Source organism: Nostoc sp. PCC 7524 (assembly GCF_000316645.1).
GTDB lineage: Bacteria > Cyanobacteriota > Cyanobacteriia > Cyanobacteriales > Nostocaceae > Trichormus.
On sequence record NC_019684.1, the window covers coordinates 3,406,952 to 3,421,954 of the forward strand.

At 41.8% G+C, this 15,003-nt stretch carries 14 protein-coding genes; 9 read left to right on the forward strand and 5 right to left on the reverse strand.

Features of this window, described 5'->3' with window-relative positions; all coding sequences use genetic code 11:
- Window positions 1-869: 869 nt before the first annotated feature.
- Together NOS7524_RS28675 and NOS7524_RS13690 are read left to right on the forward strand one after the other, a co-directional pair.
- Window positions 870-1,055: a hypothetical protein gene (locus tag NOS7524_RS28675; RefSeq protein ID WP_015139069.1), complete on the forward strand. Its 186-nt coding sequence runs from the start codon at window positions 870-872 to the stop codon at window positions 1,053-1,055.
- A gap of 64 nt (window positions 1,056-1,119) precedes the next feature.
- The gene (locus NOS7524_RS13690; RefSeq protein ID WP_015139070.1) at window positions 1,120-2,142 is read left to right on the forward strand and encodes a zinc-dependent alcohol dehydrogenase; all 1,023 of its coding nucleotides are present in this window, start codon (window positions 1,120-1,122) and stop codon (window positions 2,140-2,142) included.
- Window positions 2,143-2,148: 6 nt separating this feature from the next.
- On the opposite strand, the gene NOS7524_RS13695 is transcribed toward NOS7524_RS13690, so the two are convergent.
- The gene (locus tag NOS7524_RS13695; RefSeq protein ID WP_015139071.1) at window positions 2,149-3,705 is read right to left on the reverse strand and encodes a HEAT repeat domain-containing protein; all 1,557 of its coding nucleotides are present in this window, start codon (window positions 3,703-3,705) and stop codon (window positions 2,149-2,151) included.
- A gap of 684 nt (window positions 3,706-4,389) precedes the next feature.
- On the opposite strand from NOS7524_RS13695, the gene NOS7524_RS13700 reads away from it, so the two are divergent.
- The 3 genes from NOS7524_RS13700 (at window position 4,390) to NOS7524_RS13710 (ending at window position 5,881) form a co-directional block, all read left to right on the forward strand.
- On the forward strand, window positions 4,390-5,001 hold the full coding sequence (locus NOS7524_RS13700) for a hypothetical protein (protein ID WP_015139072.1): 612 nt from the start codon (window positions 4,390-4,392) through the stop codon (window positions 4,999-5,001).
- Between the two features lie 182 nt (window positions 5,002-5,183).
- Complete coding sequence (locus NOS7524_RS13705; RefSeq protein WP_015139073.1) at window positions 5,184-5,519, forward strand: DUF5674 family protein; 336 nt, start codon at window positions 5,184-5,186, stop codon at window positions 5,517-5,519.
- Complete coding sequence (locus NOS7524_RS13710; RefSeq protein WP_015139074.1) at window positions 5,519-5,881, forward strand: hypothetical protein; 363 nt, start codon at window positions 5,519-5,521, stop codon at window positions 5,879-5,881. Before NOS7524_RS13705 ends, NOS7524_RS13710 begins: the two co-directional genes overlap by 1 nt.
- A gap of 1 nt (window position 5,882) precedes the next feature.
- Here NOS7524_RS13710 and NOS7524_RS13715 read toward each other — a convergent pair whose 3' ends face one another.
- Together NOS7524_RS13715 and crtD are read right to left on the reverse strand one after the other, a co-directional pair.
- Window positions 5,883-6,242: a hypothetical protein gene (locus NOS7524_RS13715; protein ID WP_015139075.1), complete on the reverse strand. Its 360-nt coding sequence runs from the start codon at window positions 6,240-6,242 to the stop codon at window positions 5,883-5,885.
- A 77-nt stretch (window positions 6,243-6,319) separates the two neighbouring features.
- A complete protein-coding gene (gene crtD / locus NOS7524_RS13720) occupies window positions 6,320-7,831 on the reverse strand; it encodes a C-3',4' desaturase CrtD (RefSeq protein WP_015139076.1) in 1,512 nt (503 codons plus the stop codon).
- A 275-nt stretch (window positions 7,832-8,106) separates the two neighbouring features.
- On the opposite strand from crtD, the gene NOS7524_RS13725 reads away from it, so the two are divergent.
- Window positions 8,107-9,030 carry a cyclic nucleotide-binding domain-containing protein gene (locus NOS7524_RS13725; protein WP_015139077.1) on the forward strand — a complete coding sequence of 308 codons (924 nt, stop codon included), beginning with the start codon at window positions 8,107-8,109 and terminating at the stop codon, window positions 9,028-9,030.
- A 92-nt stretch (window positions 9,031-9,122) separates the two neighbouring features.
- On the opposite strand, the gene NOS7524_RS30040 is transcribed toward NOS7524_RS13725, so the two are convergent.
- Window positions 9,123-9,281: a hypothetical protein gene (locus NOS7524_RS30040; RefSeq protein WP_171815336.1), complete on the reverse strand. Its 159-nt coding sequence runs from the start codon at window positions 9,279-9,281 to the stop codon at window positions 9,123-9,125.
- A 331-nt stretch (window positions 9,282-9,612) separates the two neighbouring features.
- Here NOS7524_RS30040 and NOS7524_RS13730 point away from each other — a divergent pair, with 331 nt between their 5' ends.
- Window positions 9,613-11,436, forward strand: coding sequence for a 4Fe-4S binding protein (locus NOS7524_RS13730; RefSeq protein WP_015139078.1), 1,824 nt, complete (start codon window positions 9,613-9,615; stop codon window positions 11,434-11,436).
- 57 nt (window positions 11,437-11,493) lie between these two features.
- Window positions 11,494-12,540 carry a Fic family protein gene (locus NOS7524_RS13735; RefSeq protein ID WP_015139079.1) on the forward strand — a complete coding sequence of 349 codons (1,047 nt, stop codon included), beginning with the start codon at window positions 11,494-11,496 and terminating at the stop codon, window positions 12,538-12,540.
- A gap of 194 nt (window positions 12,541-12,734) precedes the next feature.
- Here the strand turns inward: NOS7524_RS13735 and NOS7524_RS13740 are convergent, their stop codons facing one another.
- The gene (locus NOS7524_RS13740; protein ID WP_015139080.1) at window positions 12,735-13,124 is read right to left on the reverse strand and encodes a hypothetical protein; all 390 of its coding nucleotides are present in this window, start codon (window positions 13,122-13,124) and stop codon (window positions 12,735-12,737) included.
- 500 nt (window positions 13,125-13,624) lie between these two features.
- On the opposite strand from NOS7524_RS13740, the gene NOS7524_RS13745 reads away from it, so the two are divergent.
- Window positions 13,625-14,902 carry a M16 family metallopeptidase gene (locus NOS7524_RS13745; RefSeq protein WP_015139081.1) on the forward strand — a complete coding sequence of 426 codons (1,278 nt, stop codon included), beginning with the start codon at window positions 13,625-13,627 and terminating at the stop codon, window positions 14,900-14,902.
- Window positions 14,903-15,003 lie beyond the last annotated feature (101 nt).

The following is a 15,003-nucleotide window of genomic DNA, read 5'->3' on the forward strand; positions in this document are numbered from 1 at the left end:
CAATGGAAAAAATTGATCCCATACTAGATTTTTAGTATTTTAAACTACAAAATCTATTTTTTTGTCAGCTATACTACAAAATGTTTGACTTACTTATGACTCTCCAGGCAGATTTAACTAGAAAAGGTTAGCCCTATATTAAAAAGAGTGGCACAGTGGCTAAACTAATGTTTTCTTATATATCTGTCATACTCATAATTTTTGAGGTAGGATTAACTTAGATGACGCTTTTAGATGTTAGTTAGGTTAATTTAAATTTCAAAAAAGTAAGTAATAATTTTTCTCCTCATAAAATGAGGATGTAAATATTAATTTTGGGGAGAATCTGATCGCCGAAAGCAAAATAATTTATAAAAATTGCTCAAGTTGCCCTGAAGGAGTTCCACCTCCTAGTTACGGAGGGACTGAACTGGTAGAGAGTGACTTGACTAATGAATTATTGCGTCGCTGGTCATGCGTTAAAGTTGTTTGCCTCTGGTAGTTCTCAAAAACTTGGCTGATTTAGCAGCAGTTTATCTGCGTGCATTACGCTTAAATAAACTTTTCAAGAGTATGCTGTGGAAGAGATGCTAGAACTTAGCCGAGTGTACTAACAACAGGTGTAATTCGATATTATCCATTGGCAAAGTTATGAGGAAATGTTAGAAACGATTCCTACTACTTTGGAATTAAATCACCGCAGTTGTAGAGAATATGTAGAAAACAAATTTAGCGTTACCTAAAAAGTTGACGAATATAAAACGATTGATGCACAAATTAGCAAAAGCCGCTTCAATCTAAATAGTTATATCCATCAGCTAAAATTCCAATTTTAAACAACAAAATTTTTTAACTTTTTTCAACAACAATTTTTTGAGGAGAACATTGGTATGAATATGCGAGCCAACAATTGCCCTTGTTGTGGCGGTTCTCTTCTCCGCCATGTCCGTCACGGGGAACTATATTGGTTTTGTCTGTCTTGCCGACAAGAAGTCCCATTATTAAATGTTAATCGTTTGCCGAATGTGGATACCCGCAATACAGGTGTAGTTTCCCAATCAGCTGTCAACACTTAGATAAGCATAAATTTTGGCTCTACCTGATAAAATCAGGTGGAGCTGAATTTATAGGTCTATAGCTGTGTTAGCAGCATTATTATATGGTCAGGAAGATTTACGCCTAGAACAAGTGGCTGACCCTTCTCCAGAGGCTGGGGAAGTAGTGATTCAAGTAGGAGTAGCTACAACTTGTGGCACAGATTTAAAAGTTTGGCGGCGTGGTGGTCATGCCAAAATGTTGAAACCGCCAACTCTATTTGGCCATGAAGCCGCAGGAGAGATTATAGCAGTAGGTGCGGGTGTGACGGGTTGGCAAGTAGGCGATCGCATCGTCGCCAATAACTCCGCTCCCTGCATGAAATGCTTTTTTTGTCAACGTGAAGAATATTCTCTTTGTCCCCATTTAACCTGGAATAACGGCACATTTGCCGAATATTTAAAAATTCCTGCTCCTATTGTGCAGCATAATATGTTGCGCGTTCCCGATGAATTGGCGTTGGAATTAGCAGCGATAACAGAACCCTTAGCTTGTGTGCTGCATGGAGTTGCTCGTTCTAACGTTAAACCTCAAGATAGAGTTGTAGTTTTGGGGGATGGCGCGATTGGGTTGATGTTTGTTGCAGCTTTAGCAGAAAATACTGAGGTGTTGCTGTGGGGAGGTAACGACAGCAGACTAGAAATTGGGGAAAAACTCGGTGCGGCTAAGACATTTAACTATCATCAAACATCAGATATTCCGGGTGTAGTGAAAGAACTTACCGACGGTTGGGGAGCAGATGTGGTGATTGAAGCGACAGGAGTACCTAGCGTTTGGGAAACTGCGATCGCCTGCGCCCGTCCTGGTGCTACTGTGAATTTATTCGGTGGTTGTCCTAGAGATACGACAATTACAGTCAATACAGAACAATTACATTACAGCGAACTCACCTTAAAAGGTGTTTTTCACAACACACCTAAATATGTTAGGGCTGCGCTGGCATTAATTGGTAGTCGTAAAATACCTTTTGAATTATTGATTAGTGAACAGCGACAATTAAAAGAATTAGAACAAGTTTTTCACGATATGAAAGCACGCAAAGTTATTAAAGTGGGTATTACACCTTAATTGGGATTAATTTGGTTTCGACTTGATTAGCTCCTGTAAAGTCATGTTCAGTGCCTCTATTTCTTGTTGTGAGAAAAGATTTTTTTGATTTCGCAATGTTTTTAAAGTTGTCTCAAAATGAGATATTACTATTTCGGCATCAGATTTAGATAAAGTATTTATTAGCTGTGCAGAGCTATAAAACAATTTTGAACCAGCAGTATTACGTACTTCAACATCTGTATCTTGAAGAGCAGATATGAGTTCTAAAAAAACAGTTTTTGGTTCAACACCAATTTTTGTTCCATAAAACTCACCAAAACTGGAGAAAACTATTCCACGTTGAATATTTAAATTTGGCCATTGTTCTTGGATAGCCGAATTTAGTGTTGGCAGAGGTAAATTAGTTTTTGCATTAATTATTGCCGATCCAATATATCCCAAAATACTAATAGCATTTGGTCGTACCTTTGGTACAGGAGATTTGAGAGCCGCTTGAAGTTCTTTGCCAAAAGTTTGATATTCTTCTTGTACTAAAGCATAAATAGCGTTAAGGCGTACTTGCTCATCCGAATCATTTAGTGCAGTAAAAATAATCTCTGATAACAAATCAGTAGGTTTTATTTCTATATTCGCTAAGGCAAAAGTAGCATTAGCACGTAAGCTTGGATCTGGATGTCGGAGAGTCGCTCTGAGTTCAGGGAAAAGCGCAGAGGTTTCTGCACCTATTAAACCCAAAGTTATAGCTGCATGACGACGCACATCAGGATCTGGATCTTTCAGAGCATCTCTCAGGTATGGTAGTGTTTGTTTGTGCTTTATATCTATGAATGCTAAAGCATCAATAACCAGAATACGTATATTCTTATTTGGGTCTTGAAGGGCTTTAATCAGCACTGGTACAGCATTCATCTTAACCAAAGCTAAAGCAGCAAGGGTACGTACATCCGGTTCTGTGTCTTGGAGAGCAAAAGTGAGTTCTGGCACAGCTAATAACGTTTGATTGTCAACAAATGACTCCAAAGATAGGGCTGCGAAAATACGCACATCTCTATCCTGGTCTTTCAGAGCTATAGCAAGGTGAGGTGCAATAGTTTGTTTTTTGGACACGGGCGTAGATAAAGGCATCTGACTCAATGCAAAAGCAGCACTGCGGCGTACTTCTACTTCTGAGTCTTTGAGCGCAACAATCAGACTAGGTACAGCAGCAGAGGCATCATCAGCAGAGGCTTCAGTGTAAATTCTACCCAAAGCGTTGCTAACTCCACTACGTACTCGCTTATCTGGGTCTTTTAATGCTTTGATCAAAGTAGGAATTGCCTCTTGACCAATTGCCGCTAACTTTACCAGGATTTTTTCCCGGTCTTCTCTGTTGTCAGTTTTCAACTGTTCAATTAGAGGTGTAACTTTTGTGCTGTTAGTATTAACTTGTGCTAGTGGTGATGTTGATTCTGTGTCGGAGGAGACTGAAACCAACGAAAGTTTACTCTGAATAGGGGTTTGTCCCGCTACAGACATCACTTGAGTTAACAACGACAGCACTAATGTAACCGTAGCAACAACTGTTGAGCCTAAATACTTCATAGATTTCTCTGTAATGTTTCATTGAACCAAGAATCCCCTGCCTTTTCAAGCAAGTGAGCGAAAGCGAAACCTGGTTAGGTAAGGGGAGTGTCAATGACATTCTCTCCCGCTAAATGCCAGTAGTGTAGCGGTAAATTTTCAAGCCTCAAGCTGAAGAACCGTATTATCATCGTGCCAATTCCGACTATAATCTTGGTAATTATCAAGCCGCAGTGGTAGATTATACGGAAGTAATTAGACAAAATACAGCTAAGTCTGGTTTCAGTCGATTTAAGCGGTAATTGTGGCAGTGTTATGATAGATGGAAGATATCAACAAATATTAGAGCAAGTTAGAGTTGAATTGTTAGAAATAAACTCTTAACTAATGTGATTTATTTTGCTGTGTGAAGGCATGAATTATTCATCGATTTGCCATCACACACAACTATATAATTAGGTACTGAACACTGCGTTATTACGGACTTTGAAATCACACAATATCTCAAATGTAGGGTGCGTCAGCACGATAAAACCTAAATACACGAAGAAATCATTCATACTGACGCACCCTACTGAACCGTCAATTTTAGATCATGTATTGTTTGATGTGAGTTTATAGTCAATGCAATAATTTTGCTGAAAAACGGGAAGACTATGATTACTCCCTTATAGGGTAATTTCTCTGTAATTCCCGTATAGGAAAATGCTAAAAAAATCTCAGCTTAACTTGTTGGTTTGTGCCTGTACTCTGGTTTCTGGGCTAGGTGTGGGAATGCTATTGGATACCAAAGCCAATGCTTTACCAGGACAAAGTACAGAGGAAGTTGGTACTTGGATGAAAGCCCATCCCACACTACGCCCTAGTCGTGGAGAGAAACTATATGTGCAGAAAAGTGATACAGCAGCCCAGCGATTTACTTTTCAGGCTTCCGTTTTACCTCCTGGTAGAGTAGCATTCACCAAAGATAGAAGTAGAATCCGCTATGAGCGTCTAGCGATGTATGATGCCATTAACGGCATGAGTTTTCAGCGTTTGCAAGAGTCTTTAAGAGTAATTTACGGTTTAGATATTTATCAAGACTTTAAAAACGCCCAAACTGTATATGAGTATCCTAACCAGAGTGCAATTAACTCAGCGCGGTTTGCCAAAACTCCCATTAGAGAAGCTTTAAAAGGAGAATTACGAATAGGCGATCGCTACGCCTATTGGGTAGAAATTGCCCAACCACGCAACGGTAAAGCTTTCACCGGACAAATGACGGTTTTACTCAAAAGCGACTTAGATAAATTAGAAGCAGAACTGCGAAATCGTTAATTCAGATATGGCAGTTTTAATTGTTTTGAAAACTACAACCCCAATTTTTGAAAAAAAGTCGGGGTTTTGTGATGAAATTCTTGAATATTGCACTTGCTAATAATCACATACTCACTTCTATTGTCTAAAATCAGCAATTAGTGTATGAATTGACGTTGTTTGCTCAGTAGGACTCATTTCCATTGGTTTTAATTATCCGTGAAGCTGCTACCCCTCAAGAGATAGAGGAAATGCTGAAAACCTGGGATGTATTTATTAAAATAGCAGTAGATATAGAACGTCAAATTCTAGCAGGTGGTGGCGTTCGCCATTACGAATGTGAACAAGAATTGCTTAAAGACGGTAGCAAACAACGATATATTTGGGGTGCTGATTGGTCTCCTTACACTCAAGAGATCGTATTTGAGTCAATTATTAACATTCGCCCCAGTCAAAACAATCGTAGTATGATCATCCAATCTCCACAAATTCGAGAACAAGTTAGTCAAATTACCCAGCAATTGCTAGGAGGACTGTAATGCCTAACTGGAGTGCAATTGAAGCTAGTTTTGTCAACCAAACCCATGCACAACAGTTGGGAGAATTAGCAGCTTGTTTAGCACGTCTCAATTCCTGGTTAGAAAAGAGTGCTAATCGTGAATTAGTTCCGCTTTTAATTGAAGAAAGTTTGGTGTATTTATCTTTGATAAAACAAAAAAACGAAATAAATAATTTTGAATTAAATGAACTTCAAGACTTGCTACAGGCTTGGAAACAAGAGTGGATAAATATTTGGGACAAACCAACAGAAACAGCACGTATTGCGGTAACTGCATCTAATTGGTCACAGTTAATATTAGATATGTCTGGATTGTTGACATCTGAATCCATGAGTGCTTAATTTAAAAACTTCCAGGTGGAGGAGTTTGCCAAACACCAGAAAAGATACTTTCCACAGCTAAAGAAATTCTCACTAAATCTTCCTTAAGTAATGGTGGCCAATCAACACCAACTCTACGTCCAGCAATAAATAACTGTTGCGTTTTCACACTTAATTGATAAAGAGCAAAAGTTAATTCTCTATCTAGACTGGGAGATTCTTTTAAGGCTTCAAACACAACTTTTAAAGCTAACAAAATTGAGGTAATTTGACCAGGAACGGGTGGTTTACCCTGTTTCATTCGCATCAACAGAGCATCTGGGTTTTCCTCAGTTGCGATTGTTTGACCTACTAGGAGTTTGCGAGCTGTTTCGTAATTCATCTATCCAGCGTAGTGTGGTTTTTTACAATCCCGTCAGTCTAGGTTAAATATATCTTTAGATGTTGTGTGTAACATTATTATTGTGCCTGAATTTGTCTAACTACTGTCAAGGCGGAATAACTTACCCCGGCTGTACCTTCGCCTGGATGGGTGGAGTCACCGACTAACCATAAACCCTGAATGGGTGTACGATTAGCAAAACCAAAGGGGCCAAAGGTGGGGATTCTTTGACCGATACCGCCAACTATACCGCGATCGCGCCCAGTATAGTAAGCAAAAGTTCGGGGTGTGGCGGCTTCTTGATAAACTATGGTTTCCGGTTTGAGATAAAAGTATTGGGCTAGTTTAGCGATCGCATCTTGGGTATACTGCTGTTTTAATGCGGGGTAATCTTCAGTACGCCACCACTGTTCAGCATCTACAAAGGAGGAAGCAATAATTGTGGCTTTCCCTGCTGGTGCGCGTCCATCACCCCCATGACTTACCGACACAAATAAAGAATTATTCTCCCCAATGACTCCATCTGCATCATACATAAACTGTAAATGCGGCGGACAATCGTAAGGAATCGCGCTAGCATCTACACCCAAATACACCACAAACGCACCGGATGCTGGGGGTAGCTTTTCTACACGTTGTTTATAGCCAATGGGGGCCTTTTCTCCCAATAGTTGCACTAAGTTCTGTACAGTGACATTAGCAACTACATGATCTGCGGCTTCCGTCCAGACTTCGCCTGTTTTTTGATTTCTAATCACCACAGCCGTAGCTTTGCCTTTTTCAACTTTGATTTGTTCGACAGTGTGGCGCATTAATAATTTACCACCGTCTCTTTCTAAGGCTGAGACTAGGCGATCGCTCAATACCTGCATACTACCTTGGAGGTGAAATAATCCTTGGGGTAGTTGGGACACACTCAAGGCTGTAGCGGCGTAAAGTAAAGCTGTTTCTTCCGCGTTGACTTGAGAATATAGCTTGAGTTGTAAATCTAAAAATGTCCTGAGTCGCCTGTCATTTCCTAAACCAAATAACCTTAAAGCATCACCTACAGTTAAAAAAGTAAAAGGTGCAGTAATAAAGGTACTCGGACGCACTGCTTGAATTAACTGCCCTAAATCCCATAAATTACGGGGTGGCAACACAGGATCACGTCCCTGGAACTCCCAACTAGCGTTAAATAAAGTCGCCATCAGTTGCCAAAATGGTTCGCTACCAGGAAACTGTCTTTGTCGTTCTTCCCGCCATTTCTCAGGATCACGCCAAACATTAATCGGTGTGCTTTCCCCAGGTAAATAGACTGCACAAGCAGGATCACAAGGGGTAGCCTCTGGTAAATCTATTTCTAGTTCCGCAAATATCCGATGATGAATACCCCCTGGTTCTAACCCTGCAACTTGGGTTGCACCGACATCAAACGTAAATCCTTGGCGTTTAAATGTGGAAGCACATCCGCCTGGGACAATGGCTTGGTCGAGAATTAACACGCTGTAACCACTATGGGCTAACAATGCACCAGCCGTCAGTCCGCCAATTCCAGCACCGATGACGATTACACGGGGTTTTTGTAGGTTAACAATAATATTAGACATTAATATTAGCTTTACAAAAATTTATATTCTTACTCATAATTTTACACTTTTTAATTTATTCTCGGCATTTATTTATTTTTGTTGGTAAATTTTTAAATCCTATGAACAGCTACTCAATTGGGAGTAAAGCATCTATGACATTGGTTTAAAATGATGAATACCTGATTGAGCCGTGATATTTTACATCCTGATCAAAAAAACTTCTGCTATCCTCAGACAGAATAAATACTTGGATTTTTAGTTTAAATTAATACTTTAAGATTTGAGGTATCACAGTGTACCTAGACAAATATCTTCATCCCACGATTCAGCCAAACCTGAGTTTGGCAAATAATTCCACAGCCACCATTCCCACTCAACTGGCGGGGGCAATTCTGGAGCAACCACTGCCATTAATCACAGATATCATTCATGATGTGGCAGATTGTGGGAGTTGGCTGAGTGTGCATCAGATTTGGGGACAATTGCCACCAGAAGCACTACAAGCGATCGCCAATTCGTTTCATTACTTTCGCGTCGCACCCCAAACCCTCATCTACCAAGAGGGACAAACCCCCACAGGCCTTTACTTGTTAAAGTCGGGCAAGGTGGAGATATTTCGAGAATCTTTGATTGGTCAATTGCTGATTCGGTATCGCCATGCAGGGGATTTGTTTGGTTATACTTTAATTGCGAATGCAGTAGAGGGACATTATCAAACAAGTGCGATCGCTCTCACGCAAAGCGAAGTTTTATTTCTACCGAAAGCAGCATTTCAGCGTCTCATTGTTGAACACCCTACAATTCAACAGGTGATTCATTCCCAGCTTTCTCAAGATTTGCATGAGTATGCCATTCGGATTGCTTGGTCACAAGTGCGGATTCAATCGTTACAATCTTACATCCAGCCAGTACCCAGTCAGACAGATATTATCGGCAGTAGTAAAGCAGCACAAAAGCTGACACAACAGATTAATCAAGCAGCCGCAAATCTCAAGCCTGTAATCTTACAAGCACAGGTAGGCACAGGTAAAACATTCGTGTCAGGTTTAATTCATGCTCACTCAGAACTAGCATCTCAACCCTTCGCGGAAATGGACTGTGCAAATTTACCGCGTGCAGAGGATGGCCGACTGAATACAGATGCCTTGTTTGGTAGGGTAGAGGAGCAACCGGGGATTTTAGAACTTTTGGAGCGAGGTACACTGCTGTTAGCTTGAACTGACAGAAGCCTCTCACTTACCGCAATAGCGGAAGTGATGAGATGAATGGCAGGGCGGTGAGGAGTCCCACCCCCGACCAATAACGACTATCACTCGTTGAGGGAGTGGGGTGGGCGACGAATCGCCAAACTTTGGACTAAGGTTCTCAACGCTTCAGACATCGGGATATCCAGAGTCTCTGCGAACTCTTTTAAAAGTCCCAATTCCCTGTCGTTAAGTCTTGTTTCAACCCTGTGTTTTCTTGACATAATTACGACAAATCACCGTAACCATGATATACTTAAGTCGTACAGGTTTAATCAAATTAATAGCTAACCGCTTCCTGTGCGCCGAACCTTGACAACTCAGAGTATGGGGTTCTACCCAGTAACAGACATTTGTTTGTCGCTTCTGTGGGTAGGTAAAACTCTGACAGTACAAAGGATTGAACATTTTTGTACTTGTTCAAGTCTGCGGAGGGGCATCTCGTGGACTCAAAACAAAGCTCATCGCCTCCGTTCGCGTAGCGTCTCCGTCAGGAGAAGCAATAGCTGGATTGGATGAGAAGCCCACACTGTATGCTTGCATCAGTGTGGGAGTATGTCACATAATGTGCAGGTATTGAGTGAAGGCGATCGCACTCGCTTAATCCACTACCTCAAAACCGGATTAATTCTACCCAATCACGGTATTGTGGGCAAAATTAATCTCGCTACTACACCTCCCCAACCTGTTCAATCTTGGGTGCGCCTCATCTTAGCATCACCCAACAAACTAGAATTACCTGATATTGATGCCATCACCATCAAACTTTTTAGCCTACCCCAACGCAAAGCCGACATTCCAGATTTCGCCCGCCACTTCTTAAATCAGTTTTGCCGGGAACAGAATCGCCCCTTGTTAAAACTAGATCAATCTGATTTGCGCCGCTTGATTAGCTACGACTACCCCGGAAACTTGGCGGAACTAGCAGAGATTTTGCACCGAGCCGTGACTATGACACCACAGGGACATTCAGTCATCCCAGAACAAGTATTATGGTCGGTGCAATCAACCAAAAACGCTTTTCGGCTTGACTTATTAACTCATGTACCCTGGTTGCGGCAAGTGTTGCTAAGTCGTTGGTATCCTGACGGCATCTGGATATTAATGATGGTAGTTTTTGTACCTGTGATTATCCTGGGTTTTATCGGCTCTCAAGAACGAGATAGCAGCGTCACCCTGAATTTATTTTGGGCTTGGTGGTGGCCTGGTTATCTGTTCCTATTTGCCTTTGTTGGTCGTCTTTGGTGTGCCGTTTGTCCATTTATGATCACCGGAGAATGGATACGGCGAATTTCTCTATGGCTATTTCCCCGCCAACAACTCACCTGGAACACCCAATGGTTGAACCGTTGGGGAGGTTGGATTGTGTTCAGTGGCTTTGTAGCAATTTACCTATGGGAAAAACTTTGGGACTTACCCCACCATGCTTACCTGTCTGCATGGTTGTTGTTGACAATTGCAGCCGGAGCAGTGATTTTCAGCCTGATTTACGAACGTCGATTATGGTGTCGGTATCTTTGCCCCATCGGTGGGATGAACGGGATGTTCGCCAAACTATCAATGATTGAGTTGCGCTCAACTCAACAAGTGTGCGGCAGTCAGTGCAACACCTTTGGCTGTTATAAAGGTACAGAAAAAACCCCTATCACCTTTGCCGAAGCCTTAGAAAACGAAGGACAAGCCACGGGGGGATGTCCACTCTATTCACATCCAGCGCAATTACAGGACAACCGCGATTGTATGCTGTGCATGACTTGCCTGAAAGGTTGCCCCAATCGCTCCGCACAACTGAATTTACGATTTCCGGCTTCGGATTTATTGGACAATCATCAAGGATTTTGGGCAGAAGTCGCCTTGTTACTGTTGTTATTAGGTGGTGTGTTCATGCACCATTCTCAGACGATTTTAGAATGGTTGGGATGGGCTGCTGTTCCTGTGGATGCTGATCATTTGCCGATCAGTATTCCTGTTGCTCTTGTACTCTTGAGTATTCCTGCTGTATTGACTTATTTTACTCATGCGATCGCTCGTCTCCTCGATGCAGAGCAACCGGACTATCTCACCGTCATCTATGCCTATCTCCCCTTAACCCTAGCAGCCAATCTCACTCATTACATCCCTGCTGCGCTCACTGAAGCGGGGCAAATTATCCCAGTGTTAGCCAGGACACTAGGTTACAGTGGTGCAGGCTTACCGACACTCACCTGGAATTTAGATGTAGCGCAATTCTTGCAAGGTGTGACTCTACTTTCAGCGATGGTATTTAGTCCTTATCCATTATTGCGGATTACGAGGCGATCGCTATTCCAAAACATTCCCCATCTGTTGCTGATGTTGGGTTTGACGGCATTCTTTTTTAAGTTGATGCTAGCAAATTAAGATCAAGAACTTCCCATACTATTCTGGATAGTAAAGTGAATTTGATAGGAACTGCCGATGCAGTCGTTTGAACCGGGCTTTATTGAAAGTCAACCGATTACTCAAAATCTACTGCGTACCATTCGCCTGATTGGTGAGTATAAAGGCAAACAAGATTTATTCAAAGAACAGTCACCTCAAGTATTGGAAACATTACGTCAAGCTGCGGTTATTCAAAGTACCGAATCTTCTAACCGTATAGAAGGTATCACAGCACCCTTAGAACGTATCAAAAAACTGGTAGCAGAAAAAACCACACCGCGCGATCGCTCCGAACAGGAAATTGCTGGCTATCGAGATGTACTCACAACCATTCACACCAGCTATACTCATATCCCTTTCACCCCTGGAGTTGTCTTACAGCTGCATCGTGACCTTTATCAATTTACGGCGGCTGAGGGTGGACGCTGGAAGTCAGTAGATAATGAAATTAGCGAAACTTACCCCGATGGCAGAAAAATTGTCAGATTCCAGCCAGTTCCAGCCTATGGAACTCCAGACGCAATGCAACGTTTGCACGAAAAGTTCAATCGTCTGTTTGAGTCAGAAGAAATCGAACCGTTATTGCTTATCCCCACATATATTTTAGATTTTCTGTGCATCCATCCTTTTACTGATGGCAATGGACGGATGGCACGACTGTTAACACTACTGTTACTGTATAAAGCTGGTTACGAAGTTGGTCGGTTTATTAGTTTGGAACGGATTGTAGAAAGTACAAAAGAAAGTTACTACGATACACTTTATCAATCATCGCAGAACTGGCATCAAGGACAGCATAGCTTGTTGCCGTGGTGGGAGTATTTTCTGGGTGTAATCATGCTCTCACCGTACCGGGAGTTTGAGCAGCGAGTCGGGTTAGTCAGTTCAGCCAAGGGAGCTAAAACAGCTATGGTGCTAGATGCGATTAGCAATATACCCGGAGATTTTTCGATCAAGGATTTACAAGAACGATGTCCCACAGTGGGCATAGACCTCATTCGCCGCATTTTACGCCAGGAGCGTAATTTAGGACGATTGGAATGTTTGGGTCGAGGCCCCGATGCACGTTGGTGCAAGAAATAGGTACTGTACCTATTAAATAGGTACTGAACGGCTGTCCAGTACCTATTTACTTGAAACACTTGATCTGTTTTCTACATAATGCTCAATACACATGCAACGACATCACAGGTTGATTCAAACAGATTCAGTGTATGAACTTGTCAAAAGAAAAGGCAATCAACCGCCTACTTATATGTGATTGCCTAAACCTCTTTTTAATTCAATCCAGACTGTTCTTTAGTTTTGAGTTGGTCGTTTTCAAAAGTAACAGTAATTTTAGAATCGTCAGGATTTTTCCACTCAAAGGTTGCTGTTGTTGCAGAACGCCTAACTTCAGTACCTAGACCCAAGATTGATCGCACATCAGTTAACGACATTCCTATTATTAACTGTTCGTACTCCAGACGACTAATGCGACGAAGTTGAGATTCTTGCACAGATTGTTTAGAGTGCTGAGGATAGAAACCAGCTTGAGGGAAGCCAGGGGGTAAAAAACGAGGTATCATTCCTACTGCGGCGGCTGTTGCTACTCCTGAAATAACTATCTTCACTTTTAAGCAGTCGAAAGTATTATTGGATTGATTGGGGTTACTTTTATTAACCATTGTTAACTCCATAAAATAGATGATTTAAGTAGATTGTTTGATGCTGGTCTGATTGCCGCCAGAACAGCTTTAACTGTCCAAGTTGTTGTACATGACAGGCTCTTCGCCAATAGTCCGCAAATTAGAACCTCCTTGATCTTGTTGATCCATATACATCGAGTCTGCCTAAAACTCTTTTGACTTCAAAATGAAACCAAGTGAATGGATTCATGGACTTATGTTGAAACGAACTAAAGCCTTACAAGGTAGGCGACCCAGTTTTCCACTGTGATCGCCTCACAAATACTTATTTAGCAGTAACCCAAAAAGTTTTTCCCAAATCATGAAAAATAAATGTAGTTCGCACTCAGTAATCGATAATATTTCTAACAATTTTCGCTGGACTCAAGTAAGTTTCATTTTTGACCAACTTTAAACTGTAAGTCCCCTTAAAACTTCACTGGGGTTCTGCTGGCAAATTAAGATATAGAAGTAAGAGCTATCTTCACTCACCACTACCCATGACCTCAACCCTGTTAAAATTTCCGCGTCTTAACGCCCCAAAAATCCATCAATTGCCCAATGGCTTAACTATCATTGTTGAACAAATGCCGGTGGAAGCGGTGAACCTCAACTTATGGATCAACATTGGTTCAGCAGTAGAATCTGATGAAATTAACGGCATGGCTCACTTTTTAGAGCATATGATTTTTAAGGGAACTGAGCGAATCGCTAGCGGTGAGTTTGAACGAAAAATAGAAGAACGTGGTGCTGTCACCAACGCCGCCACTAGCCAAGATTACACCCATTACTACATCACCACCGCCCCCAAAGATTTTGCTGAACTAGCTCCTTTGCAAATGGATGTAGTATTAAATGCCAGTATTCCCGATGCAGCCTTTGAACGGGAACGATTCGTAGTCTTAGAAGAAATCCGACGTTCGGAAGATAACCCCCGTCGCCGCACCTTTCGCCGGGCGATGGAAACGGCATTTGCAGAGTTACCCTACCGTCGTCCAGTGTTGGGGCCGGAATCAGTAATTTCCCAACTAACAGCCCAGCAAATGCGAGATTTTCATCAAACTTGGTATCAACCCCGCTCGATGACGGCTGTAGCTGTGGGTAATTTACCAGAGGAAAAATTAATCGAAATTATCGCTGAAGGATTCACCTCACAGAAGAGTCAACAGTCAACAGTCAACAGTCAACAGTTTCCCAACCTCGAACCCGCATTTACCGAAATTGTCCGCCGGGAATTTATTGATGAAAGCCTCCAGCAAGCGAGGCTAGTTATGGTTTGGCGAGTTCCAGGGATGAATCACCTAGAGCAAACTTATGCTTTGGATGTGTTAGCAGGGATTTTGGGACATGGAAGAACATCAAGATTAGTTCAGGATTTGCGGGAAGAACGGGGATTAGTCTCCTCTATTGGTGTGAGCAATATGAGTCATCGCCTACAAGGAACGTTTTATATTTCTGCTAAGTGTGCAGTAGAAAATTTAGCAGAAGTAGAAACCGCGATCGCCCAACACATCCGCAGGTTACAAACAGAATTAGTCACTGAAAAGGAAATCTCCCGTGTTCAAAAGCGCGTCGCCAATCGATTTATTTTTGGTAACGAAACACCAAGCGATCGCACAGGCTTATATGGTTTTTATCACTCCCTCATCGGCGATTTAGAACCAGCATTCAACTACCCAGCCCATATTCAAGCCCAAGCCGCCCAAGATTTACTCCTAGCAGCCAATCAATACCTTTGTCCAGAAGCTTATGGTGTAGTGGTACTTAAACCAGCTTGATTGACGTGGTAAAAATGCTGAGTAAAGAGTGAGATAATATACAATAATCTCAAATCTCTATCTCTTATCACTCAGCAATTCTTTAATTTTGAATTTTGAAT